The organism is Bradyrhizobium sp. USDA 3240, from assembly GCF_054063295.1.
Genome location: NZ_JBSSGD010000002.1, coordinates 1681037 through 1706836, shown reverse-complemented (window position 1 = coordinate 1706836; position 25800 = coordinate 1681037). Strand labels below are relative to the sequence as shown.

The following is a 25800-nucleotide window of genomic DNA, read 5'->3' as shown; positions in this document are numbered from 1 at the left end:
AAATAATTATAGTTTATGTCGTTTCTTCATGTGGGGCTGTGCTGGCGTCTGATCGGGGTCGCCAGTGAAGTTCCATCCCCTTGGTAGCGAACCCAAAATGTCATCACAACAGCAATAGACCGGAGCGGATCAACGTCGGTCTCGTCATATCCATACATGCGCTCTCGTCCGGCATGAACGGCCGACGTCTCTCGTACGCTGAGCGCGCAATTCGCGGCGCATCGAATAGACAAGCGCGACGCACATTTCTTGGAGATTGGGTTTCCTTACGGCGGATTTGAATGGTTCCGCCATCCGTGTCACCATTGGCCCGTGCTGGAGGTTGCGATGCGCTGGGCGATGTCAATCGGAGCTATCCTCATCGTCGGAGCTATTTCGGCGGGCGCGGCCGGACCGCGAAATCTCGGCTCTCAACAAAGCGATGGCGGCGGAACTTCCGTGTCGGTGGATCTCGAGCTTGTTATTGCTGTTGACGTTTCTTACTCGATGGACATGGACGAACTGGCCGTCCAGCGCGAAGGAAGCAACTCGTCCTGACACACATCTCGGGACGCTATCCGGATGAAGAGATCCTGGCGGAGGCATCGCGGGCCTTTCCAAATAGCCGTATTGCGACGGATTTCACAACCATTACCATCTAGGCGATCCCTTTGAACAACATCGACTCCCCCGCTGCGAAAACCGCGATCCCGGCGACCACCAGAGCGTTCAGGGTCGGCATCATCTCGGATACGCACGGCCTGTTGCGGCCGGAAGCGGAGCGTGCGCTGGCTGGCGTCGACCGCATCATCCATGGCGGTGACATTGGTCAGGCCGGCATCATCACGGCGCTGCGTCGGATCGCGCCGGTCACTGCGATCAGGGGGAACGTCGACAACGGCGATTGGGCCGGCGGATACCCTGACACCGAGCTCATAGAGCTTGCGGGCCGGACGATCTTCGTATTGCACGATCTCAAGACGCTGCCAATCAACCCCGTTGAGCGCGGCATAGACATCATCATCTCCGGCCATTCTCATGTGCCGAAAGTCGATACGGTCAACAATGTGCTCTACGTCAATCCCGGCAGCGCCGGGCCAGGGCGCTTCAAGTTGCCGATCACGCTTGCGACGCTCGATGTTACGTCTGACAATCTGCGACCGGTCATCCACGAACTCGTGGCCCGTTGAACTGTGCGGCGCAGGGATATCCAGGGTGAAGGCCCGATGCTCGGCCTGTCCCACGCCGCGATGGTTCGACATTCAGCGTGACCACGAGGAAATCGACCGCATTCATCGATCGCGTCAAATTGGCAGGTCCAGTTGGGGTCCCACCTGATCTTGGTCATGGAGCGCGGAGAGCGAGACGCCCAGTAAGCGGACGGGCTTCGGGAAGGGCATTTCGTGCTGCAGCAGGCCGATGGCCAGACGCTCGAGGTCAGCGCGGCTCGATACCGGGGCTGATACGGATCGGCTGCGCGTAATGATCTCGAAATCAAAGAACTTGACCTTGAGCGTCACTGTGCGCCCCCGGACGCCGGTGCTTTCGCAGTGCCGCCAGATCTTGTCGATGAGCGGCTGTAGCTCCGCCGCCAGGGCATCGAACGCGGTCAGATCGACCGAGAATGTGTTCTCGGCGCCAATCGACTTCCGGACCCGGTTCGCCTGCACCGGGCGATCGTCGACGCCGCGCGAGATCCAGTAATAATAGGTGCCCGACTTACCGAAGTTCGCGTTCAAGAATTCGAGTGTTTGATTGCGGATGTCGAGCCCTGAGAAGATGCCGAGCGCGTTGAACTTGGCTGTCGTCGCCGGGCCGATGCCGTGGAATTTGCCGACCGAAAGCTCCTCCACGAAGGCAGGGCCGACCTTGGGCGAGATGACAAACTGGCCGTCGGGTTTGCGTTGGTCGGAGGCGAGCTTCGCCAAGAATTTATTGTACGAGATTCCGGCGGAGGCTGTGAGACCGGTTTCGGCAAGGATCCTGGCCCTGATCGCGGTCGCGATCTCGGTTGCGAGTGGGATATTCTGAATGTTCTCGGTAACGTCGAGATAGGCCTCATCCAACGACAGCGGCTCGATGATTTCCGTGTGCTCGGCGAAAATATCCCGGATCTGCCGGCTGACGACCTTGTAGACCTCGAACCGCGGCTTCACGAAAATCAGGTCCGGACATTGACGCTTCGCGGTGATCGACGGCATCGCCGAGTGAACCCCGAACTTTCGGGCCTCATAGCTCGCTGCGGCCACGACGCCGCGTTCCGCGGAGCCGCCTACGGCCAACGGCTTGCCGCGCAGGTCGGGATTGTCCCGTTGCTCCACCGACGCGTAGAACGCGTCCATATCGATATGCATGATCTTGCGCTGGCGGGCCTCGCCGCTGTTCCGCGCCCAGTCCGACGAGCTCATTCGGGAACAATACCCCAAGCTGCCCCGCGCGGGAATGATGGGGAGAGCGGGGAAAACTGCCGTTCCCAACTGGCTAGCCAATCGTCGTCGGGCTCATGCTAGCGGACCTGTTGTCGAACCTGGCGGTGTCACCACAGGCAGCGAGCGCCTGGTGCTTTGCCGGTATGTTTGTTTTTCGTATTGGGCATTTTCATGAAGAAGTTTGACGAGCGCACGACCGCTAACCTCGACGTTGCTCTGGAAAACGCCTGCCGCAACCTCCCGAACGGCGGTGGCCACGAGGCCAGGAAGTTCATTGCGCGGAAGCTGCTGCGCGCAGTCGCGCAAGGGAAGAAGACGCTTGGAGCTCTCGAGCGTGTCGCCCGCCAGGCACTGCGGGGACTTCTGGAAGGCCGTCCGGCATAATCGGCCAATCAGGATCTGCTGCTTCTCAATCGAAGTTGCTCGCAACTACCGGGCTTGCGCACAAAGGCGGGGATTCCATGTATGACGTTTATCTGAGCAGGAGCAACGAGCTTCTGGTTGTTGCTCGAGGCGGATCTATCCCGTTGGCGATCTCCGGGCGATGGCGCAAACGGAAGCGTCTCGTGCGGTCCGTCAGCCGAAGCATTCGCGACGACGTGCGGCGGTATGGTTACCACCACCGCAACCTGGCGAAGAGATCGGTCGCGTCAGCGGAGGCAGAGTTGCAGTAGGGCGACTCGATTGCGCCCTGGCGCCGCAATCCGCAATCGGCGTAGCAATTCGAACCAGCGCCGAACGTCATGCTCTGACCTCACCGAATTGCAGCCATAGCAACGAAATACGTGGACGGCTTCATACTTGCCAACAGACGGTAGCTCAGCCAACAAGGCCATGTGGCGACCGCAAACCTCACATTTGCATGCGAGCGCTTCTGTCTCTTGCCTGGACATCGTTGGCATAGCGAAGTCCCCCAAACGCTATTCGCCGAGCGATGATGGGCCTGAAATGCATTTTTGTTGTATCCGTGCGAGTACGGAGCTGGCCAATTTCATGCACGTTGTGCTTGCGACCTGATAGTCCGTTTGGGTCATACAGTTCGTGCAATAAGGTCATGCTCCAAATGGACTATGCTCACGCGCAGCCGCAACGCTCTGGAATGTTGATGGTCAGCGTCGCATATCCATCGGCATGACGGTCAAGACGCCTTATTTTCAGCCTGAAAAGGCGAGGGATGGTCGTTGGTTTGTGGCGGTCAAGACTGGCCGATGCGGAGCGTTGGATCGCCACCAAGGCGAAATACTGGCCAGGCAGAGAGAGTTGAGGCGCGGGCTCAACGTCGGTGCATCTGAAGCCTCTTGGCTTCCAAGTCTTGGGCGAACGGAAGCGACCTTAACTCAAATGGGTCAGATGAAAACGAATGGCCGCGTTGCGGCGCGAAACTGGGGCAGCCTCATTTACGTTTCTGGTTGGTCGGCTATCGCTTCTGTTTTGAGGCAGGGCAATTGGAAGTGGCCGGCAGGGGCCGTCCGTTTTTCCAAGTTACGGACGGCCCCAACTGCGGGCTCGGAATCGGCCTGAGGCGAATATCCGGGAGCGAACCCCGAACGACAGGAACAGTCAGCGTTCACGGCACGTTGGTGCTCCTGCGAGATGTCCGTTGGTGCGTGTGATGACGGACAATGGCCAGCGCTTTGACCGGCCGCGAGGAAGCGTACATGACAGATGGAAACCCCATTGCACATGCTGCTACGCCTGAACAACGAATAGATCAGGCCTCGGAAGCGATCCGTCGAATGGCTGAAGACGCCGCGTTCGAACCTCTACCGCAGCAGGACCGGTGGCTCCGCCATATGACTGAAGCGACGAGAGCGGCTCCGCTTCGATCACTCGCTCTCGCATTCCTGCTAGGAGTATGTTTGGCTCGTCGATAGCATGGACATCGGTTCTCCAACGCGAGCATTACGCCGCGCCAAAAATGCTCCCTGGGTGAGCAATGCGGGCGACAAGAAAAGCTGTCCGAGATGCTGGGGGGCGACCGGCGACGGGAATGTGCAAATGAACGAGGTGCGGACATTTGGTGCAGCCTCGCGCATCGCGAAGCTCTCTTGGAAATGTGTCTCGTAGATGGCAAAAACTGTCCCACCTCTACGCCGGCGGTGCAAAGAGGCGTGGTCGCTTCTGCGGCAGGACCACCTGTCCGCGTACCTCTCGAAGCGGTCGTCCCCGATTTATGCGTACACGCCCAAATCCGGGTAACGACAGTCATCATCGGCTTTCATCGCGAAGCTTTCGCGCACCGGCTTCTTGACTGGCGATTAACGAATCTCCGTCATACTGCACGGCCAGCCAGACCGGAGACGTGGAAGTGTCCTTCCAACTGACCGTCTTGAAAGTGCTGGCCGGCCAGTCCGCCGGGCGAGCCTCCGTTGCCGACCTGCGGCAGGCTGTTGCGATCCTGATGAATAGCGGCAAGGACTGGACCGATCGCATGAAGCGGTTGGCGGAGCATGCGCCGGACCTGAACATCTTCTTGGCCAAGTTCGTGGTGCGCGATGACGCGGGTTGGGAGATCACGGAGCAGGGGCGGCTATTCCTCGCCGCGCTCGAAACCGCCGTCGCAGTTCGAAGGTCGCCACTTCGGTCAGTGGACGATCTGCCAGCCACCGAAGCCGCCGCGCCGGAGGCGACAGATGCGCCGAAGCTGTCTGACCCTCCTCGAAACCGTCGTCAACGAACGCGGCGTCGTCGCGGCAAAGGCCGATCAAATCGGCAGACGGCGTGAGCCGCATCGCCAGCTTTAGCCCAGCACTACGATCGTTAGCAGAAACGCAATCCTTCTCGCGCAGCATCGGTCGAATTTGCATTAGTTATTGATGGGCTCGGAGATGATAGGTCTTCCTGACAGACGAAAGTCTGTGCGTAATCCATCGTTGGACAATGCGTTGATCAGGGTTGGTGATCTGTCACTGTCTTGTGTTGTTGGCAACATCACAGAGAACGGCGCGGCGCTGAAAGTGGATGATCCGCCGTCGCCCCTTCCTGACCAATTCACGCTTGTCGTTCCGCCTAGCAAGACCTACGCGTGCAACGTCGTTTGGCGAAAAGGCGCATGGATTGGCGTTGCATTCGTTACCGAGCCGACTATCACGACGCGGTGAATTGCGGGGAAAGCGCGACAGCAATGTAACCTACGTCACAGTCAACCCGACAGTTTGACTGGCAGTATCCCGCGGTGATTTTGGCGGGACGCCATGGACGACGAGTTTTGCAAGGAAAGAGCGCGGACTGTTCGTGCGCTAGCTGAACAGGCCGATCCCCTCATCAAGCTGCGGCTGTTGCAACTGGCGGCCCACTACGAACGACGCATCGAACGAGATCGCGCTGATCTTCCGGCGGCGGGGTCGCCGATACAGCGATCGTGACTGCCTGCCAAGCGCGTTGCGGTGGGGTTTCAGAGATCGTCAACGGCAGTTGAGATAGCGGCGACCAACGTATCGCCCCGCCATCCTTCATGCCCTCGTACCAACCCACAACCATATCTCTGAGATGGTGCCGCGATCGATACAAGTCCAGTAGATTCCGGGCTACAGTTGGTCCGGCCACAGCCGCAACATTTCTCGTGCAATTCGAGTTTGCGCAGGGGGTGTCTTCAGTGACTAGCCTTCGTCATAATTTCCTACTTTGCCCTCAGCCGCGCCGGCGGCCGAACAGGACGCCGAAGAGGAATGCGACGCTAAGCGCTTGCAAAGGAGCCTCGCGCGCCCAATGCGCCAGTCGGTCGAGCGGTCGACCCGGCTGCCGCCCGCTTTCGATCGCGTTGGCTAAGGTCCGAGTGGTATCCCTGACGGTATTCGTCACGGCCTGAACGGCCTCTGTGGCCTTATTGATCGTGCTTGGGCCACCAGTGTCTTGCACCGGCTCGTTTGTCATCGTTTGCTCTTTCGATAAAGTGCAGAAGATCGACTTTCTTCACGGATATTCGTTCCAATCATGCATTGTCTGCCTGGTACGGAGCCTGTCGCGGCAGTCTTTCTCCGAAGGTCTCATGGTGGGGCGCATAACCGAAGGAACGCCTGAAGTTCCTCTCGGTTTAAGAGGCAGGAGAGGTCCAATGAACAGACGGATTGACGAAGCAGTGGCGGCGCGCACGGCCTTGGCTGGTGTGCGAGGACCATCCGCATCTCGCGTGGACGGGTGACCCAACGGCTGCCAGTGCGGCGCCGCAATGCGCTGCGAATGCAACCGATCGGATGATATCGACGCAGGGATTGAAAAGCCGGACGTCAGCGGAGTTTTTGACGGATAGTTGTGGCGATCCATCGCAGATCGCCTGTCGAATGTTGCAATCAGTCGCCTGGCGCGATCGGGCGCTGTATGGCGACCCTGAAGGCTAATCCCGTCCGGCACGGCACCTGCATGTGGTCAGAGACCAAAGCCGTGATGGGGTTGTTAGATGGAACTCGCAACCCTTCCGACCACCGCCTTTAAGTCGCCGGCGATCAGCCTTTCTGGCGTCGTCGACTATAACATGTACACCGCTTTTCGAACGCAGTTCGACAACGCGGCCGATAAAGACCTTGTTGTCATCGAACTGTCGACCTTAGGTGGGGATCCGGAGGTCGCCCGAATGATGGGGGAGGACGTGCGGTTCGCGAGCGAGACTGAGCCGCAACGGCGCTTTGTCTTCCTTGGTAAGGCTATGATTTATTCGGCTGGCGTTACATTCATGAGCTTCTTCGCGCGGCCGAACCGATACCTTGCGCGCGGCACGCGTCTGATGATTCACGAACGCAAGCTTTCGAAGAGCTTGGTGATCGATGGCCCTTTAACGACGTGCATCGCAGTTGTAAGGGCAACGCTCAACGAAATCGAATGCTCGATCGCTATGCAGAACGAGGGCTTTCAGAATCTCATCCTGGGATCGAACGTGACGATCGACGAGGTCATGCAGAAGGCGCCGTCAAACTGGTATTTGGAGGCGCAGGAGGCGATGACGTTGGGTTTGATCGAGACGGTTCTGTAATCCGCTCGATGCGACGATAGAAGTCATCGCCCCTGTAGTCAGACGACGTTATTTTGGTCGCGGGGAGGGCGCCGGATGTCGGATGTCAGGAATGGCTTGTATTCGATCCAAATCATCATGCAGGACGGATCCAACGCGCATGCTAGCGGCGTCATAGTTCTACTCGACGGCCGCATCATGGGCGGCGATAGCAATTTCTATTACTCCGGGACATACACGTTCAAAAACGGCAAATGGCGCGGCGAACTGACAACGGTCCAGCACACCGATGCGATCGGTGTCAATTTTCTGTTCGGTGGCCGCGAAGTCACCTGCGGCTTTACAGGAACCTACGGTGATAATTCGGCCACAGTCGACGGAACGGCGCTTGTAGGAAAGGCGAGCGTACCATTTCGTGCAATGCTCGATCTCAAAGCTGCGCTCGGCCCAGTTGCGTCATGACGATACAGAGACGTCTTCCTTCGTGTCGCCGCGGGCGAGGATTTGGACGGCGTCATTCGACAGCGGCCGCTGCAAGGCGTTCGCTTCATCCCAAGGGGCGCGCACCCAAACGTCACGCTCCTCCCTGGTGGCAGGGATTACCGGCGTTGCTTTCGGGTCCTTCGGCTGTCGAACAGATCCTCCACGCTCTTCTCCGCCTTCTGGCGGCCAAGGCATTTCTCACCGGCTGAGCGAGGCTATCCCGGGTGCGCTAGCGGAGCGACCAGTAACAGGCTCCAGCAGTTCTGTTTGCGTTATGCGAATTGTGCCAATGGGCTTGATCAAAATGAGCTAAACGGCAGCGCCGTAACCCGCGCCGGTGCGCTGTATGAGAAGTATGTGACCGTGTGCGTGGGGCAATAGTAGTAGCGCGCCGCAGCAATTGCGGTTCCTTGTGGATGAAGTTCGGGAAAGCCGTAACGTTGTGCGCAGAGGCTGTGCCGCCACAGCTTCCTAGCCCCGGTAGCCCCAGCTCACCCCCTGGGCTGGGGCCCACCGGGTCACTCGTTCGAAAGGTCGATCGAGGTGGATGGCGTTGAGTACAGCCTCATAGGCTTGGCGATAGTGTTCTTCGTCGTCGGCGGGGGCGCTCTATTGCTCGGATGATCGACGCCACACGCGTTGACTGCGGATGAAAGCGTGTTGCCCTCGGTAGTGCGTAAGCGCTGTTCAGGGGCCACCTACCAGATGAGGGGGTGATCTGCGAGTCTGCGGTCGGTTTGGACCGTTAGGCTTAGAATGGACACAGTGCATAATGCTATCACCGAGCCGGCGCGGCGGCTGGAGGTCTTCACCGGAGCCGGTCGTCGGCGGAAGTGGAGCGACGAGGACAAGGCACGGATTGTTGCAGAGATCGTGACGAGTGGCGACTCGGTCTGCTCGGTAGCGCGACGGCATGGATTGTCGCCGCAGCAATTGTTTGGCTGGCGACGCCAGTTGAGAGAAGCCGTGGGCGGTCAATCCGGGACAGAAGAAGTACAGTTTGTGCCGGCGGTGGTGGATGCCGTGGTGCCGACACCTGACTTTAGCCGAGAGCGCAAGGTGGTGCGCTGTAAGCCCAAGGCGGATTCCGGGATCATCGAGATCGAAGTTGACGGCATAACGATCCGAGCCGGTCGTGGCGCGGACGCGACTATGATTGCGTCGATCGTGCAGTCGCTGAAGGCAAACCGGTGATCGGCCCATCGGGTGCTGTCCGGGTGATGGTGGCGACCAAACCGGTAGACTTCCGCAAGGGGATGGAAGGGCTTGCGACCCTGGTGCGTGAGAGCATGCGGGCTGACCCCTTCTCGGGTGCGGTCTATGTGTTCCGGGCCAAGCGAGCGGATCGCATCAAGCTGGTGTTCTGGGACGGAACGGGTCTGTGTCTGTTCGCTAAGAGGCTCGAGGAAGGGATCTTCCGCTGGCCGAAGATCGAGGACGGCGTGATGCGTCTGTCGGCGGCGCAGTTGTCGGCGCTGCTGGAAGGGCTCGACTGGCGGCTTGTGCATGAGGCACGGGAGACGTCGGCGCCAACGCAAGCGGGATAGTTGCTGGCAGCGCTGCGGCGAAGTGAATCAGGAGCGTCGGACGCGTCGCCAGATGGCGATGAATATGCTCTGAATTGGGTGTGAGCGACGCCCTGCCTGACGATCCCGAGATGCTGAAAGCGATGCTGCTTGCCGAGCGGTGCGAGAGCGAACGGCTGCGCCAGATCATCAAGGAATTGCAGCGGCATCGGTTTGGCCCGCGAGCCGAGACGCTGCCTGAAGATCAGATGCTGCTGGGCCTGGAAGACGTCGAGCAGGTGGCCGCGTACGGCAAGACGGCGCAGGACGTCAGCGCACCTGAAGGCCGTGAGGTGCGGGTTCGTAAGCGCCGCGGCAACCGTGGTGCCTTGCCGGCGCACCTGCCCCGGATTGAGGTCGTCGTCGACATCGAGGATAGGACCTGTCCCTGCTGCCAGGGTGAGTTACATCGGATCGGCGAAGATAGAACTGAGCGGCTGGACCTGGTCCCGGCGCAGTTCCGGATCCTTGTAACCCGGCGACCCAAATACGCCTGCCGGACTTGCGAGGACGGCATCATGCAGGCGCCGGCCCCAGCGCGGCTGATCGAGAGCGGATTGCCGACCGAGGCCACCGTCGCCCAGGTGCTGGTGTCCAAATATGCCGATCACCTGCCGCTCTATCGGCAGGCACAGATTTACGCCCGCCAAGGCATTGAGCTCGACCGTTCGACGCTGGCGGACTGGGTCGGGCAGGCAGCCTTCCATTTGCGTCCGTTGCATGAGCGCCTCCTTGGCAAACTTAAGCAACGGGCAAAGCTGTTCGCTGACGAGACGACGATGCCGGTGCTCGATCCCGGCCGGGGGCGCACCAAGACCGGTCAGCTCTGGGCCTATGCGGCGGACGACCGGCCATGGGGCGGTGCCGATCCGCCGGGCGTCGCCTATGTCTATGCCCCCGACCGCAAGGCCGACCGACCGATCGCCCATCTGGCAGGCTTCAGTGGGATCCTGCAGGTCGATGGCTATGCCGGCTATGGCAAGCTGGCCGAACGTGGCGACGTTCAGCTTGCATTCTGCTGGTCGCATATGCGGCGTAACTTCTACGAACTTGCCGCTCCTGGCCCCGCGCCCATTGCGAGCGAGGCGCTTCAGCATATCGCCGAGTTTTATGCCATCGAGAAGGACATCCGTGGCCGCAGCGCCGAGGAACGCTGTCTCGTTCGGCGGCAGAAAGGCCGCCCGCTGGCGGAATCCTTCGAGCGGTGGCTCCGCGCAAAGCTCGCGTTGATCAGCCAAAAGGGCAAGTTGGCCGACGCCATCCGCTATGCGCTCTCACGCTGGGAGGGCCTGACGCGCTTCATCAATGATGGCCGTATCGAGCTCGACAACAACATCGTCGAGCGCTCGATCCGCCCGATCACGCTGAACCGGAAAAATGCGCTGTTCGCAGGCTCCGACGGCGGTGCTCAGCACTGGGCCGTCATCGCCTCGTTGATCGAAACCTGTAAGCTGAATCGCATTGACCCGCTGACCTATATCACCGATGTCCTCACCAGAATCGTCAATGGTCACCCGAACCGCCAGCTCGACAGTTTGTTGCCATGGAACTACGGAAGCGGCTAGAATCCGGCCTAAGCGAAGAAAATCGACGAACCAACATTCTTGAGGCGCGCCGGTGAGCGACAAGAACATCTTGTGGCAACAGGACGGGGTCGATCCCGGTTGGTTTACAGCCGATCATATCGGGTCGATTAGGAACAGCACGAGTTACCGCCCGGGTGGTTGGTGGTTCTTGCCTGCTTGGCTACCCGACACGCAAGAACACGACGTTGGTCCATTTAAAACCAAGGCAGCAGCACTAGCTGAGGCGGAACGGCTGGCAGCCCTCCACAAACGAAAAACGTAGAGATCAGCTAACGTCTCGAAGCTGTGTGTTCGGAACAGCGCTTACGGTAGTGCGGAAACCTTTAGAGAATTGACGCATCGCCTCGAGCTTGACCCCGATCAACTGGATGTCGCGATCGGAAAAAGCCGTTTTCAGGACGCGATCATCGGGCTGGACGCGGATGTGCGGGATAGGTGCTTGACCCCCTTTGCACTCGCGCCGGCATTTCGAGGTGTTGCTCGATCGTTCCTGGTAAGCGCGGAAGGGCACGCGCGTTAAGGTCCAGCAGTCAAAGTCGAATTTTCAGACGGACCTTAGTTCCTCCATCGCGTCGCCGCTTTCTAGCCGCGCCGCGTTCGCCATGCCCAATTCTGTTCATAAGCCTTAGTAGTTACAAAACTGTCGTCTGTTCGGGGTCCGTTTCTGTTTTTGCTACGGACCAGTATCCAATATGACTATATCGCCTCGGCTCCGCGCAGACTGTCGGTCAGCATCTGCTTTAGTTGTTCGGCCTGTTCCTTGGTCAGCCTCTCGGCGAACGGGCCATTTTTTGTTGGCTGCGCTGGCCCCCTCAGCTCTCGATCATAAACCATCCAGTCGTCACTGCTTCCTCTCCGCACGAGGAACCTGTTTTGTTGAAGCGCTGTGTAATGCAACGATACCTCCCAAAATGGCGGCCCCGGTCTCAAAAACACACACCGAGTGACCGTTTATTCCCAAACCGGGACATTGAAATTCCCGGCAGCCAAACAACAGCACAATTCATGCCGAGCATCGGAGAGTTGACGCCGGCCTGATGAAAGGCTCGTGGGTGCGCCACGTCCCCTCAGCGGAAATCAGTTCGTGCCTGCGATGATGAGGAGGTTGTTGATTACGGGGGGCGCGCAAAACGCTACTACCAGAGCAATGTTGAAAACGTTCTTGCTGCGCCAAAGCAACGCCATGAGGAGGAGCGTAAAGCTCAATTTTGGGACTAACCACCAGACACCTAACCAGGTCTGGGCCATCTGCATAAACGGATTGGCCTCGCTGAAGCCGAGTTCCAGAATCTTGTTAGTAGTCGCGAAATCGGCGCATCCGAGCAAAAGCACGGAGAGCAACAGCAACGCTTTAACCCAATTCATTTCATGCTCTCAACCGGGCCAACGCAGGCTGCCGCTATCGGCAGAATGGTAAGTTCCCTTGGACGCAGCGGCCAATTCTCAACAGACGGAGATACTCGCGTCATCCTCTCGGACCAGGCTTATCTCCCGCAGGGCCTACTGGCTTTGGACCGGCCAAGGGTGCGGGGCTTATGGGTGGAAAATGGATTTGATCTGCATCGTTGGTCGATTTGTCCGGTCGTTTTTGGGAACGACTTTCCTTGTCCAGTGGTGGGCAGACCTTCTCCCAGCCGGGATTGTATGCCGTGTCCAGGAACTCGATCTGATCTGTCTCGAAGGTTTGAACGATTCGTTGCTTACTGCAGGCCGGGACGACCGCGATTCTTGCAACGCTGTCGAGAGAGCCCTTCACAAAATAGCGCATCGTTACGGGTGAGCCGCAGCGATTATCGACAGTCCACGTTTGCAACGAGCCGTCCTTCGTTTTGATGGGGCCGGTGAGGCAGCTTTGTGCGTTCGCGTTCGCGGCGAGCACGTAAGGCACGAGCCAAACTGCGATTGCCACAGTAAGAGGATGGCGTGCTGGCTTAATCATCGCATTCAAATAGCTTGAGGACATCGGCGAGTCGGAGCTTCGTGCCCTTTGGCATGTGTTGCAGGAGGAGTGCCGGCTATCGGCCGCGATCTCGTCACGCTTGAGAGGGGCGCGCTCGGCATGGAAGGCCCATCCGCGGCAAACTGGCGGGCGAGGTCTGGCGGGATCTCGAGCGAGTTTTGGGTGACGGGCATGGTCAGAAATATAGGCACCCGGCATCGGTTTGGCGAACTCCGTTATACCGTGAATAGAAGCACCACGGCCGCCAGCCAGTCGGGTTGGGGTTGCCGGCACCTTGACCGACTTCTTGCGGAGGAAGCAGCCCGACGCGCTAGCTCCAAGGTCACAGAACTGTGTCGGCCCCGCAACGTCACGACAGTTCCTTTTGTGGATATACCTGTTCGGACTTCACGGGGCTGGAAATTCGTCGTTTAAGAACGTCGGACCTTCGGCGGCAATTTCTATTTCCAAGACGTTCATTTGAGATCGGGTCCAAGAGGCCGCTGTCGGCGGCCAGCGGCCTCTTCATTTTTGATTTTCATTGCAGGAGGAACACTCCAATGCCGATACAGGTGTGGGCGCTAGCCACTTCGATCGGCTGGACAGCCGTTGTGGGCACGATGCTGCTCTATATGATTTTCGGGCCGGGCTGATATAGCCGCCACGGAGATTCAGGACGCAACGCTGCCCACAGACGAATTGGTGCTTGGCGATGGCGGTCCTAAAGCCACCCATATGCAATGCCGATCGCTCGCGCGGCGAACACAGTCTTCGTCTCGAGTTTTTCGCCTTCCATCTTCCGCGGTCTTCTTCAATGCGCCAATCGGCGCATCTCATGAAGGCGTGCGAGGCAAAAGCTGCGATAGAGGACGTTGATAAAAACCCACATGACCAAATCCACAATGGTTCAACAAGGGCAGGTTAGGACGGGATTGTTTCAGGCCGGCTTCGTGCTCCTTGGAAATTGATTTCGCATTCGGGCGGCGCTCCGTCTCCTGCTGTTGGCGGGCAAGCCGTCGTTCACGGGAGTATTGTCGAATCCAGCGAACCAGATCAGCGGACCGTCGAAGTTGTGCGTTTCGTAAAACCTGATCGAGATCCTGAAATTGAATACCTGTCTCTCGCTTCAATGCTTTACCCCAAAAATTGTCAGGTCAAAGGAACAACGCACCGGAATGGTGAGCGCGGATTGTTTCGCGCTCACTTCGATCGGTCAGGAACGATGTTTCGTTCACGCGGAGGTTATCGGGCGACCCACTTAAACTAAGCCGCCAAGCTGGAAATGTCATGCATCTGCTCCCGCGATCGGGTTGCCCCGTCCGGGAGGTTCTTGGCGACCCTGGCGCTCCCCGCAGGGGTCGCTGTCCGCTTACGCCCCGCCACCGATAGCTGTGTCACGGCATCAAGTGCGCGTGAGATGTGAGGCCGATCACAATCGAAAATCGCGTGTCGATCTATCTACCTAGGCAACCCCGGTGTCGGAGAATCGCGATGCCATTATTCAGCAACGAAAACTGGTCGGGAACGGCCGCAGCTTCGATGTGCGGAGTGCTTATCGTAGCGACGCTTGGCTCTGCGCTCGTTGGTTATGTGGAGTGGTCGTCGGACGCCAACCTGGCCCAATTCATAGGCCGGACGACCGAGGTGGCTGCTGCTAAGTTACCACTCAGGGGACGAACAGGTTGTGAGCAAAGGTCGACTACGGCGCTTTCTCTTCCGCTCGAGTGAACGCCGTCAGTTGATTGTGAGAATTCACCCTATCGGGTGATGAACATTCACGGGCAAGTTTCTAAAGATGCGCAGCACAAAGGTCGGAGGGCTTTTAGGCATAAGGCGCGAGAAGATCGCGACAAAGACCGTGCTGGCTGCATTGGCCATTGCCACTGCCGTTTGGGCTACCATGGGACCGCCGCAGCCGAGCTCAAATTCGTCCGTGCACGTCGCCAGTAGGCGATGACGGATTGGCGGCGGCCCCGATTTGGAATGCCATCCTCACTGGATGGCGCAAGCCGGATGCGCCAGACCCCGGCAGGAACGCTACGACGTCGGACACAGTTCCAGCTGCCGCGGATGTACCGGTGCAGTGCTGAACCGAGGCGGCCTGTTTACTGGCGCCAGCGCCCCCACCAGACAGAATGACGGCTCCAGCAACCGTAATGCTGGGGCCGTTGCTGCACCTCATAAAGGCGTCACGCCCGGGGCGAGCCGCTATTCGCAGCGTGGCTTTAGCCTGATCGACTGTAGCAGGCTGTCCAGTCCGTTCCCGCTGCAGTTTTTTGCTTCGACAGCTCGTCCCGGGCCTTCGTCCTGGAGGGTTTGATACTGCTTGCCGGTCACCGCCTGTTTTCGTGACTTAAGTTTGGGATCCGTCGGATCGTGCCAGTGTCGAGGGATGATGGGCGGAGCCGGTTCCGGTTTTGCTACTTGAGGCGACGGTGGCGCTACCAAAGCGATCGAGGCGGGAAGCGGAGGCGAGGCGGGCTGCGCAGGCGGAACCTTCACTGCGCTCATGACTGTTTCTTGTTCGGCGATGAGCGGAAGCCGATCGGCTTTCCCGGCGGTCTCAGCGACTGGATAGTCATCGGCGCGAGGCTCTGGCGCAGGATTTCTCCCGAGTGCTGCAACCGCACCCATTCCGACCAGGCCAATTACTCCAACCGCTAGAATTCGGATCCACACGAATGGCTCCTGACCAACGCAATGAACGGCAAAGCTTCCGAAAAACCGCAGCCATTCGCCGAGTTTTGCTCAGAATAAGGCGGCTAAGGTATTGGCAGATATAATAAAATGAGAATGCGATGGACTCGTCGCGCGTCGCCAAGTCAGCGCGATCCGATATCGACGGGTTGTTCACGCCTCAGTGGCGGCAGTTTCGGGTTCGGCGGACGATCCTTCGCGTTCTTGTGGTTGAAGTGTCCGCGCGTTGGCATCGGGATCCTATGCCTCTTGCAAACCACACGCAGCGCTCGCTCCGAGATGCTGAGGTCACCAGCAACGCCGGCCATTGTTCTTGCGCCAGACGGCGCGCGAAAAGCTTACCCCGGTGAGAGGCACCCGCTTGCGGCAGATCAGGCGCAAGCTCACCCGGCTTTCGCCAGCCGCTCGCGATCAGCCATGATGCGGCGTTGAACCAGCACCGAACCTTGCTGAGCGGCGGTCCGCTGTGCTTCCGCGAGGTCCTCAAGTCCGCCCGTGCTGTCGCCGGACTGCAGCCGTAACAGGCCGCGCAACCGGGGAAACTCGCCAGCGGTCCAGCGCTCGCCGGTATCGATCTCCTCGGCGATGCCCGCGAGCGCCGCCAGTCCGTCCTGCGGACGGTTTGCCCTGACACAACCGCCGGCAAACACCACGCACCACGCCGACAGCGAGGGCAAACGCTCGGCGATCATTCGTTCCATGCCGTGCTGCGCCAGACGGAAACCCTTTTCGACCATCCCCCGACGAATCTCGGCTACGCCCGCCAGCAGATCGGCGTGTGGCCGCCAGTAAGGCAGGTCATGCTGGAGCGTCAGGTCCCGCAACCGCGTGGCGTGGAAGGCAAGATTGTCGGCGTCCTCCATCAACGCGGCGAGCAGGCCGCCGGCGAAAGCGGTTGTATGGCAGATCGTTTGGTAGTGACCGCTCGCTTCGGCGTCGTCGAGCGCAGCCTTTCGCCACATGCTGGCCCGTTCAGCGTCGCCAAGCATAGTCCAGGCTTCGGCAAGCCCGACCTTGATGATGACGGCATGAACCGTGGCGCCGATCTTGTTCAGCGCATCGTTGTGCAATTCGGGATCGAATATTCCTTGAAATTGGTCGAATTCGGCGATCGCTGCCGCGAACTCGCCGCGGAACAGCAAGGTCGTGCCCATGCAGCGATGCGCGATCAGCCTATCCAGCATGCTACCATGCGCTGCTATTTGCGCGATCTGGCGCGCTACTTCGAGCCGCACGTCGGTCTCGTTGAAGCGGGCAATCCAGTTCAGGAACAGCGCCGGAACGATGCGATCGCCGCCGCCAATGCGCGCCGACAGTTCGACGGCATGCGCTATTTGCCGCTCGACCTCGCGTGCGCCGTAGCCTCGTGCTGCGATGAGCGGTCCCAGAATGCCGAGGCGCAAGTCGAATTCGCGGACGTCACGCTCGCGGCCAGCTGGGAGTTTTGAGGTCTGCTCCAGCGCCGCCGTGAAATGTGCGACCGCCTCCATGGCTGCCGAACGCCGCGCGGCATCGCGGCCCGCCCTTTCCAGATAGATGATGGCGGCGGAATGGTCGCCGGCTTCCGCGAACTGGTGCGCCAGCACGTGCGGCATGCTGTCGGCAATCGCGGGAAATTCCGCCTCGATCGTGTTGGCAATTAGCTTGTGGACGCGCACCCGGTCGCGCCGCAGCAGCAGATGATAGGCGGCGTCGCGGAGCAACGCGTGGCGGAAATCGACGGCATCGCCAAAGCCGCTGGGGCGCAGGACGAAAATGCCACTTCCGACCAGCCGCTCAATGCTCGCCCGCGTAACGTCCGCGCCGAAAGGTGACACAGCGATCAAGAGATCGAGCGGGATATCGCGCCCGATCGCGGCTGCAAGCTGTGCGGTCTCGCGGCCATTCTCGAGCAGATCGAGCCGCGCGAGCAGGATTTCGTTCAGCGTGACCGGAATGTCAGTCGCATTCGTCGTGCCGGGGGACGCGTCCTCCATCGCCTGGAGGCTGCGGGCCAATTCCTCGGCAAAGATCGGAATGCCGTCCGAGCGCGCCACAATCGCATCGACTACACTCGTTGGCATTCTGCGCTCGGCTGCAATGCAGTTAACGATCCTCCGGATCTCGTCGGGCTGCAGCCGCACCAACTGCATCATGCTCGCGCCCGAACGCTCTGCCCATTGCGGGATCCGCTCCTGACGCATGGTCGCAACCAACAGTACCGGGAGACTGCGGATCATGCCGGCCAGCTGTTCCAGCCATTCGTTGGTCGAGGGATCCGCCCAGTGCACGTCCTCGATGACGATAATGGGACTGTCGTGCGAGATCGCCTCAACGATATCAAGCAGCGCCGCGATGGTGCGCGCGCGGATTTCCGTGGGCGCAAGCCGCAGCAACAGCTTGCGGTCGCTGCTTTCGCGCCGCAACAGCTCGGCGATCAGCGCCAGCCGTTCGGGCGTTGCCTGGCCGAGGCCGCGCAGCAGTTTGTCGAGCTTGTCCAACTGGCGCACATCGGCATCGGGCGCTTCGACGCTGGTCATGTAGTCGAAATAGCGGGCGATCGGATGGAATGGCCGGTTTGTGTGGATCGGCGAGCATTGCAGCACCACACGTTGTTCCGGCCGGATCTCGAGCCGGCGGTGCATCTCCTCGATCAGCCGGGACTTGCCGATGCCGGCCTCGCCAGTGATGACGACGATCTGGCCTTGGCCGAGCAGAGCAATGGCGGCGAAGTCAACGAGTCGGGAGACCTCATCCTCGCGACTGATCATCGGCAGGTTGATCGCGCCGTGCACGGCTTCGAAGCGGGTCGCTCCCCAGTGCTCGCCGAGTACGCGGTAGGCGTTGAGCGGCGCGTCGAAGCCCTTCAGGCTTCGCGGGCCGAGATTGTGCAGGCGGAATTGTCCGCCGATGAGTTTTGCGGTCGTTTCCGCGATGAGTACGTCGCCGGCCAAAGCTTCGCCTTTCAGCCGTGCGGCAAGGTTGGGTGCCTGGCCGACCAGCGAGTCCCGCTCAACGGCGGCATCCCCGATCAGGTCTCCGACGACTACCAACCCGGTCGCAATCCCGATCCGAGCTTCTAGTCGATCTCCGTTCGGTGTGACCAGCTTGCCGATCCCCTCGGCGAGCATCAGCCCGGTGGTGACGGCACGCGCCGCATCGTCCTCGTGTGCACGCGGATAACCGAAGGTCGCGAGCACGCCGTCCCCGACATAGCGCAGCACGTGTCCGCCATAGCTCTCGATCAAAGTGGCGCAAGTGTCCTTGTAGCTGGTGAGGAGCTCCAGCACGATCTCGGGGTCGAAATCAGAGGAAATTCTAGTGTAGCCGACGAGGTCACAGAACAGCGTCGTCACTTGCCGTCGTTCGGCGATGGCAAGTGGCTGCGGTAGGGCCGCGGGGACGCGCGGGGCAGGCTTTTCCTTCGGCTCCGGTCGCTGCACCTCCACCGCAAGCCTTGCGATCGCGTCGAGCAGCCTGCGGCGATGACCGACCGACGTAACTCCGAGTTCGACAAGATCTGTCGATGTCAGATGTGCCAAATCGCCAGCACCGATGTCGTTGTCGAGGAACGCCTGTAGGTAGCTGGACAGCTCTAGCTTGCAGCCACCCACTGACAAAATCCGCGCTCGGTCCGTTCGATTTGGGCATATCGTCTATTGCGCCTCACCGTTCTCACAGACGATCTGCCGCTTCACCATGAGGGATTACCGGGCACAGCCTGAAGGATGTCGAGGCGATTCTCGACGCGCATTACCTCGGCCGCAACATTCAGCTGGCTGAAGCTGCCGTGCTCAAGCTCGAAGCCAGAACAAAACTGTCAACGGCGGTGTAAACGGCGAGAGATCGCAAACTGATCAAGACAGCTAAGTCATTGAAAAGCTTGGTGGGCGCACCAGGGCTCGAACCTGGGACCCGCTGATTAAGAGGCGAATGATTTCTCTGTAAGACCAAGGGCCATTCCGACAAACGCCTCGTTGAAGGTGCATTGAACCCACAATTGGATTTCCAATTGTCGGAATGGCCCGGTAGCAAATGCGCGCACCTCGCGAGAACCTACAAGATGAGGCGCCGGGGGTCGAGTCAGGAGAGCGCTACCGCCTTTCCCCACACTCGACGGATCTACGGTATCAGCTTCAATCTTCCGCATAGCGCCCTGACTAAGCTCTGACCATGGGCCTACACAGCCGCTGATTAGGACGCGTATGATTTCGCTGCAAAATCAACGCTCATTCCGATAACTGGGCCGCCCAACCCGCATTGAACCCACACTGGGTTTTCCGTTTGTCGGAATGGAGCGGCAGCGAATTTGAACCAAAAGGCGGCTGTTTGGACGCTCAGCTCGAGAGGATGAGGGGCGGTCAGGAGGCCGCCCGGCCTCTCCCCACACGGAGGGAATCTGCGGTAGCATCCGCAATCTTTGGCCTAAAGCCTCGCCTCCGCCCATTGCGACTGGCGAAATCAACAACCTGCTTGATTATGCAATGATTTCAACGCGCTTAGACAAAACGCCCAAATTTGCCTCTTTAAAATCAACAGCTTGGTTGGGTTTCAGATGAGTAGCATCATCGTTGAACGGACAGACACAAAAACTCGACGCCCCAAAGGTCGCGATCTGCGGCATGATCGCGCCGGCGACGGCCAACCTGACCACCGCGGTTCCTCTCAGATCATGGAAGGTAAACTCATCGATCCCCGCGCGGTCGCAGGCCTTCGACCACGACGTGCGGAAGCCGTCGGATGTCCGGGGGCGGCCGTAGGAATTGGTCAGAATGAGGGGGCTTCGCCGCTCGGTCTTGTCCATTACGGACTTGAGCAGAGCTCCCGCAGGCATTGCGGGTAGTACAAGTTCTTTTGATGGGGGCAATTACCGGAAGTGGAGCCGTAGCCTTTATCACGAAATTGGCGAGGGACATTCTGCTAGCTTGCGAAGTGCATGCTATGAATTGATCACATCTGAACCGAAGTCAGCTTCTTGAGGCAGCGCAGCGCGAACGACGATCGGCTGTGGCGTATACCGGGAATCCGATAGAGCTTCTCGCGCAGGAAGCGTTCATAACCGGCAGTACTTTCAACCGCGACTTTCACGAGATAATCGTAATCCCCTGTGGTGAGGTAGGCTTCGATCACCTCGGGGAGGTCAGCGAGCAGTTGTCCGAAGCGCTCCAAAACTTCTTCGTCGTGGCGATCGAGCGTGATCTCGATAATGACCGTTTCCGGCAGTCCGAGTTTTTGTTGATTGAGAAGCGCGACATAGCCGTCGATATAGCCCTGCGTCTCTAGCCGCTTCAGTCTGTTCCAGCAGGGCGTCGTGGAGAGCCCAGCCCGTTCGGCCAGCTCCGCTGTGGTGAGGCGCGCATTCCCCTGCATCGCGCCAGACGGAATTCATCACGCAGGACTCCATTGAGCTGCGACACTGCGTCATCGAGTTCTCATAGGCAACGCTATTCTGCCTAGTCGCGTGTAGCACCGCATTCGCGCGAAGATTAAGCCTTGTCGCCGGACTTCGGCTCTGGTCTCCGAAGCCCGTGGGTGATGAACTTCATATAGGTCGCAACCACCCAATCCGGAATTGGTTGCGGGCCTGAGGCAGTCTTCGAGAAACGGAGATACATGTAGAACCGGGCGGCCATCAGAATATAGGCGAGGACCTCGAGCTCACGCGGCTCGTAGCCCACAAGTTCGCCACGCGCACGGCTCCGTTCGAGCGCCGTGACATAGTGGGCGGCGAGATTAGTGACGTGATGATCGAATGCGGAGGGCGCGGAGACCTCTGCCTCGTTCAGTAGCCGGTAGAAGCCGGGATTCTCCAGCAGGAAGTCGAAGAAGCCGCGGAGGCCGCGCTCTTCGACGTCCATCAGGTTGCTGGCTCCGGAGGCGCGGCCCTTGAGAAAGTCGATCAACTCGTCGCCGACGTCGGGAAGCAATTGGTCGAACAGATCCTGGCGTGACTCGAAGTAGCGATAGAACGTGCCATGCGCGAGGCCGGCGCGCTCGGTGATCTTGGCGATCGAGGTTGCCTCATACCCCCGTTCGCCGACGATCTCGGCCGCCGCCTGGACAAGGGCCCTTCGGTTCTCCTTCACCCGCTCGCTGCGGGACTTCTTAGCCGTCCGCTGGCGGGATTGCGGCCCATCCTGATCCGCAGCGCTCATTCTCATGTCTCCCAAATCGTCGTGTCTGCGGTGCCATAGCACGCGGCAACGGGCAATAACTCACTATAGTACCGCCATTTGCGATTTGTGACTCACAAATCATTTTTCTTGACATGGGGCAAGGGCGATGGAAGTTTTCGGGGGGCGGGCCATGCAGCAACTGACTGCGTGGTGAACGGCAAATCAGGGGGAGGTGGACATGAAGGCGATCACGTTCGGCGTGCTTGCCGCGATGCTGGCGATCGCGCCGGCCAACGCGCAGAGCCCGAAGGCCCAGAATTCGAAAGTGCTCAAGATCGGCGTACTGTCCGACATGAGTGGTCCGCTGTCGGACTATGATGGCGAAGGCGACGTGATCGGGGTCAAGCTTGCCGTCGAGGATTTTGGAGGCAAGGTCCTCGGACGTCCCATTGAGGTGATCAGTGCCGACACGCTCAACAAGCCCGACGTCGGCTCGGCATTGGCCCGCAAATGGTATGAATGGGAGGGCGTCGAAGCGATTGCCGGCGGATCGACGTCCGCGGTCGGGCTGGCGATCCAGGGCATCGCGCGCGACCAGAAACGCATTTTCCTGATCACCGATCCCGGTTCATCGGACTTCACCGGCAAGGCCTGCTCGCCATACGGTTTTCACTTCAGCTACGACACCTATGCGCTGTCGAACGGGACCGCGCGTGCCGTGCTCGGTCAAGGTAAGAAGACCTGGTTCTTCCTGACCGTCGACTACGCCTTCGGCCGTGTGCTCGAGCAGGAGGCCTCCGCGCTCGTCGAGGCATCCGGCGGCAAGGTGCTCGGGCGTGCGCGCTTTCCGCTCGGGACCAACGATTTCAGCTCGTTCCTGCTGCAGGCGCAGGCTTCCAAGGCCGACGTAGTCGCGTTTGCAAGCGCCGGTGCCGATACGGTCAATGCGCTGAAGCAGGCCGCCGAGTTCGGGCTGCCGCAAGGCGGTCAGCAACTCGCCGGGCTTCTCGTCCTGCTGCCTGACATCGAGGCGCTCGGGATCAAGGCAGCGCAGGGTCTTGTAGTCACCGAATCCTTCTACTGGGATCTCGATGAGAAGACCCGCGCCTGGACCAAGCGCTTCCGCAGCGCGCTGAAGGGCAAGTACCCGACCATGACCCATGCCGGCGCATACAGCGCCACGCTTCACTACCTCAAGGCGGTGCAAGCGGCAGGCACGACGGATGCCGACAAGGTTGCCGCCAAGATGCGGGAGCTCCCGGTGAGCGACTTCTTCAACGACAACGTCGCGATCCGTCCCGACGGCCGCGCGCTCGTCAAGATGTATCTGGCGCAGGTCAAGACACCAGCGGAATCCGCCTTTCCCCAGGATGCCTACAAGATCCTCGGCACCATCGAAGGCAAGGACGCGTTTCGTCCGCTTTCTGAAAGCGAATGCCCGCTGCTGCGCGAGGCCGCCAAATAGGTCTCGCGGAACTCCACCGCATCAGCTCCCAGCGCGCGCCAGATTGGCCGGAGAACCAGCGTGTCACCTCGCACCAAGAAGCAGACCCTCTACACCAACGGCGAGATCATTCCGTTTGCACACAATTCCGGTGAGGCGGTCGAAGCGCTTCTCACCGAGGGCACGCGGGTCGTCGCTGTGGGATCGAAGCACGACGTGGCGGCGCTCGCCGCCGCGGACGCCGACCGCACCGACCTCGACGGGGCGACGTTGCTGCCGGGCCTGATCGATGCGCACCCGCATCTGCTGCACTATGGCTCACTGCATGAGCCGCTGGTCGACATCCAGAACGCCAGGTCGCACGAGGACATCGTGGCGCGGATCGCTGCCCGGGCGAAGGTGACGCCGCCCGGACAATGGATCATGACGACGCCGGTCGGCGAGCCGCATTATTTCATCCGCCGATCGCACCGTGATCTGCCGGAGGGGGACCTTCCGACCCGTGAAGTTCTGGACCGGGCTTCCTCGCTCCATCCGGTCGTGATCCAGGCATGGGCCCCGCGGGTCCCGAACGTCATTGCCTTCAACAGTCTGGCGCTGGCCAAGCTCGATATCACGACGCAGACACCGGACCGTGTCGGCAACGTCTGGATCGAAAAACAGGACGGCAACCCCACAGGGCGGCTGCGTGGATCGGTGACGAACTACTATTCCTATGATCCGTTCGCCAATGATCTCTGGATGAAGATCCCGTTCCTGAAATACGAGTATCTGGTCCCGGGCACCAAAACCGCAATGGCCGCCTATAACCGCATGGGCGTGACGGCAGTCTATGAAAATCACATGATGGACAAGCCGCTGATCGATGCCTACCGCGAGCTGCGGGCATCGGGTGAGTTGCGGATGCGCGTGATGGTGTCGCAGGAGGCCGAATCCTACGGCATGCCGTGGAGCAGGCCGAGGAGCGCGGAGGAGTTCGACCGCCGTCTTGCCGACGCGGCGCAGGCCATCGAGCTCGAGGATCCGTACTTCCGGTTCAACGGCGTGACGATCATGTGGGACGGCACATGCTTTCCCGGCGGAATGATGATGTCGTCGAGTTACATCGGTCCCTATGGCGAGCACACCTGCGGCTTTCACAATATCGCACCCGAGAAGGCTGAACGCGCGATGCGGTTTTGCGCCGAGCACCGGCTGCGGCTGAACACGATGTGCATGGGCGACCAGGCCAACGAGGAAAACCTCGCCATGCTCGAGCGCCTGGCAAAGCAGTTCGACATCGTTCCGCTGAAATGGATTCTGGTGCACTCGGTCTTCATCCGGCCGGAGCAGATCGAGCGCTACCGCAGGCTGAACTTCGATCTCACGACGTCGATGTCGTTCTGCTGGGGCAAGGGCGACCTGTTCCGTGAAAAGATCGGCGACGGCAGGCTCGGGGACCTGATGCCGCTACGTCGCTTCTTCGATGCCGGCTTTGCGGTCGCTGGTTCGACCGACTGGGGTCCGAAGAATGCGTTCGAGCAGATCCAGCTCGCGCTGACCCACGAATTTTGCGGCTCGGGCCATCGCAACCTTGGCGAAGGGCAGCGGATCACGCGCGAGGAAGCAATCGGCATGTGGACCTGGGACGCCGCCCGCGTGCTGCAGTGGCAGGGCATTGGCCGGCTTCGTCCGGGCGATCGGGCGGACCTCACGATCATCGACAGAAATCCACTCTTGTGCCCCGTCGACGATATCGCCGGAACGAAGGTGCTGCGGACCGTGTTCGATGGCTCGATCGTTCACGACGATGGCAGCCTGCCGCTGAACGCCTAACAGGGAACGCAAGATGGCAAACAAGTATTTCAAGTATCAGCATCTGATTTGCGAGCACGTGGCTGAGCGCGTGCTGAAGGTCACGCTCAACCGGCCGGAGCGGCTCAACGCCACCGACGAGCTGCTGCATCACGAGCTCGTCCGGATCTGGCTCGATGTGGAAGACGACGACGACGTGTCGGTGGTCATCCTCAACGGCGCTGGACGCGCCTTTTCCGCCGGCGGTGATTTCAAGATGCTGGATCGAAACATCAATGATCCGGAAACGCGAGCACGTAACTGGAAGGGCGCAACGAAGCTCGTCTACAATATCATCAACTGCTCGAAACCGATCGTGAGCGCAATCCATGGTCCGACCGTCGGCGCAGGGCTTGCGGCGGCATTGCTGGCGGACATCTCGATCGCGGCGCGCTCTGCAAGGATCATCGACGGACATACCCGACTCGGCGTCGCCGCCGGCGACCACGCCGCGATGATATGGCCGCTGCTGTGCGGAATGGCCAAGGCGAAATATTACCTGATGACCTGCGAGCCGATCGATGGCGAGACTGCCGAACGGCTCGGCCTCGTGTCGCTGGTCGTCGACGATAGCGAGCTGCAGGCCACGGCGCTCAAGGTTGCACAGCGGCTGGCCGAGGGAGCGCCGACCGCGGTACGATGGACCAAATATGCGCTCAACAACTGGCTGCGGATGATGGGCCCGGTCTTCGATACCTCGGTTGCGCTGGAATTCCTGGGCTTTGCCGGATCGGAAGTCCGCGAGGGCCTCGCTTCGCACCTCGAGAAGCGGCCGCCGAAGTTCGATCCTGGCAGTCCGATCTGA

General features: G+C 60.0%; 22 protein-coding genes and 1 pseudogene. 15 read left to right on the top strand and 8 right to left on the bottom strand.

The features are described from left to right. Positions 1–327: 327 nt before the first annotated feature. The 3 genes and pseudogenes from ACVIGA_RS08955 to ACVIGA_RS08945 all read left to right on the top strand — a co-directional run bounded on the left by ACVIGA_RS08955 (position 328) and on the right by ACVIGA_RS08945 (position 1169). Positions 328–537, top strand: coding sequence for a DUF1194 domain-containing protein (locus tag ACVIGA_RS08955; RefSeq protein WP_456666098.1), 210 nt, complete (start codon positions 328–330; stop codon positions 535–537). After that, a pseudogene (locus ACVIGA_RS08950) lies at positions 525–641 on the top strand (ribonuclease Z); the annotation flags it as partial. The gene ACVIGA_RS08955 and the pseudogene ACVIGA_RS08950, both read left to right, overlap by 13 nt. A gap of 18 nt (positions 642–659) precedes the next feature. Then, positions 660–1169 carry a metallophosphoesterase family protein gene (locus ACVIGA_RS08945; RefSeq protein WP_456670770.1) on the top strand — a complete coding sequence of 170 codons (510 nt, stop codon included), beginning with the start codon at positions 660–662 and terminating at the stop codon, positions 1167–1169. Between the two features lie 114 nt (positions 1170–1283). On the opposite strand, the gene dinB is transcribed toward ACVIGA_RS08945, so the two are convergent. Beyond that, positions 1284–2387, bottom strand: a complete 1104-nt coding sequence (gene dinB, locus ACVIGA_RS08940; protein ID WP_456666097.1) for a DNA polymerase IV — start codon at positions 2385–2387, stop codon at positions 1284–1286. A gap of 192 nt (positions 2388–2579) precedes the next feature. Between dinB and ACVIGA_RS08935 the strand changes: the two genes are divergently transcribed. From ACVIGA_RS08935 to tnpC, 9 genes are all read left to right on the top strand, one after another. Then, a complete protein-coding gene (locus ACVIGA_RS08935) occupies positions 2580–2792 on the top strand; it encodes a hypothetical protein (RefSeq protein WP_456666096.1) in 213 nt (70 codons plus the stop codon). A 1951-nt stretch (positions 2793–4743) separates the two neighbouring features. Next, entirely contained in the window at positions 4744–5133 is a 390-nt protein-coding gene (locus ACVIGA_RS08930) for a hypothetical protein (protein WP_456670769.1), read from the top strand. A gap of 91 nt (positions 5134–5224) precedes the next feature. Continuing rightward, positions 5225–5509, top strand: a complete 285-nt coding sequence (locus tag ACVIGA_RS08925; protein WP_456666095.1) for a PilZ domain-containing protein — start codon at positions 5225–5227, stop codon at positions 5507–5509. Between the two features lie 93 nt (positions 5510–5602). Then, positions 5603–5773 (top strand): hypothetical protein, encoded by a 171-nt coding sequence (locus tag ACVIGA_RS08920; protein WP_223969790.1) that lies wholly within the window; start codon positions 5603–5605, stop codon positions 5771–5773. A gap of 1031 nt (positions 5774–6804) precedes the next feature. Continuing rightward, the gene (locus ACVIGA_RS08915; RefSeq protein ID WP_223968851.1) at positions 6805–7374 is read left to right on the top strand and encodes a peptidase S14; all 570 of its coding nucleotides are present in this window, start codon (positions 6805–6807) and stop codon (positions 7372–7374) included. Between the two features lie 75 nt (positions 7375–7449). Beyond that, positions 7450–7815, top strand: coding sequence for a GrlR family regulatory protein (locus tag ACVIGA_RS08910; RefSeq protein ID WP_456666094.1), 366 nt, complete (start codon positions 7450–7452; stop codon positions 7813–7815). 777 nt (positions 7816–8592) lie between these two features. Continuing rightward, the gene (tnpA, locus tag ACVIGA_RS08905) at positions 8593–9030 is read left to right on the top strand and encodes an IS66-like element accessory protein TnpA (protein ID WP_224925010.1); all 438 of its coding nucleotides are present in this window, start codon (positions 8593–8595) and stop codon (positions 9028–9030) included. Then, complete coding sequence (gene tnpB / locus ACVIGA_RS08900; protein WP_224925012.1) at positions 9027–9383, top strand: IS66 family insertion sequence element accessory protein TnpB; 357 nt, start codon at positions 9027–9029, stop codon at positions 9381–9383. The genes tnpA and tnpB overlap by 4 nt, the downstream gene beginning before the upstream one ends. A gap of 110 nt (positions 9384–9493) precedes the next feature. Continuing rightward, positions 9494–10966, top strand: a complete 1473-nt coding sequence (gene tnpC / locus ACVIGA_RS08895; RefSeq protein WP_224925014.1) for an IS66 family transposase — start codon at positions 9494–9496, stop codon at positions 10964–10966. Between the two features lie 717 nt (positions 10967–11683). On the opposite strand, the gene ACVIGA_RS08890 is transcribed toward tnpC, so the two are convergent. The 7 genes from ACVIGA_RS08890 to ACVIGA_RS08860 all read right to left on the bottom strand — a co-directional run bounded on the left by ACVIGA_RS08890 (position 11684) and on the right by ACVIGA_RS08860 (position 21757). Next, complete coding sequence (locus ACVIGA_RS08890) at positions 11684–11884, bottom strand: hypothetical protein (RefSeq protein ID WP_456666093.1); 201 nt, start codon at positions 11882–11884, stop codon at positions 11684–11686. A 180-nt stretch (positions 11885–12064) separates the two neighbouring features. Then, positions 12065–12352 (bottom strand): DUF5658 family protein, encoded by a 288-nt coding sequence (locus ACVIGA_RS08885; protein ID WP_456666092.1) that lies wholly within the window; start codon positions 12350–12352, stop codon positions 12065–12067. 100 nt (positions 12353–12452) lie between these two features. Next, positions 12453–12950, bottom strand: a complete 498-nt coding sequence (locus ACVIGA_RS08880; RefSeq protein WP_456666091.1) for a hypothetical protein — start codon at positions 12948–12950, stop codon at positions 12453–12455. 3056 nt (positions 12951–16006) lie between these two features. Next, positions 16007–19216, bottom strand: coding sequence for an adenylate/guanylate cyclase domain-containing protein (locus ACVIGA_RS08875; RefSeq protein ID WP_456666090.1), 3210 nt, complete (start codon positions 19214–19216; stop codon positions 16007–16009). A gap of 863 nt (positions 19217–20079) precedes the next feature. After that, on the bottom strand, positions 20080–20436 hold the full coding sequence (locus tag ACVIGA_RS08870; protein WP_456666089.1) for a tyrosine-type recombinase/integrase: 357 nt from the start codon (positions 20434–20436) through the stop codon (positions 20080–20082). Between the two features lie 116 nt (positions 20437–20552). Then, positions 20553–20972 carry an Lrp/AsnC family transcriptional regulator gene (locus ACVIGA_RS08865; protein ID WP_456666088.1) on the bottom strand — a complete coding sequence of 140 codons (420 nt, stop codon included), beginning with the start codon at positions 20970–20972 and terminating at the stop codon, positions 20553–20555. A 116-nt stretch (positions 20973–21088) separates the two neighbouring features. Then, entirely contained in the window at positions 21089–21757 is a 669-nt protein-coding gene (locus ACVIGA_RS08860) for a TetR/AcrR family transcriptional regulator (RefSeq protein WP_456666087.1), read from the bottom strand. Between the two features lie 199 nt (positions 21758–21956). On the opposite strand from ACVIGA_RS08860, the gene ACVIGA_RS08855 reads away from it, so the two are divergent. Genes ACVIGA_RS08855 through ACVIGA_RS08845 form a run of 3 tightly spaced genes read left to right on the top strand, consistent with a single transcriptional unit; the run spans position 21957 to position 25800 of the window. Beyond that, on the top strand, positions 21957–23183 hold the full coding sequence (locus tag ACVIGA_RS08855) for an ABC transporter substrate-binding protein (protein ID WP_456666086.1): 1227 nt from the start codon (positions 21957–21959) through the stop codon (positions 23181–23183). A gap of 60 nt (positions 23184–23243) precedes the next feature. Next, the gene (locus tag ACVIGA_RS08850; protein WP_456666085.1) at positions 23244–24977 is read left to right on the top strand and encodes an amidohydrolase; all 1734 of its coding nucleotides are present in this window, start codon (positions 23244–23246) and stop codon (positions 24975–24977) included. Between the two features lie 13 nt (positions 24978–24990). After that, positions 24991–25800 carry an enoyl-CoA hydratase/isomerase family protein gene (locus ACVIGA_RS08845; RefSeq protein ID WP_456666084.1) on the top strand — a complete coding sequence of 270 codons (810 nt, stop codon included), beginning with the start codon at positions 24991–24993 and terminating at the stop codon, positions 25798–25800.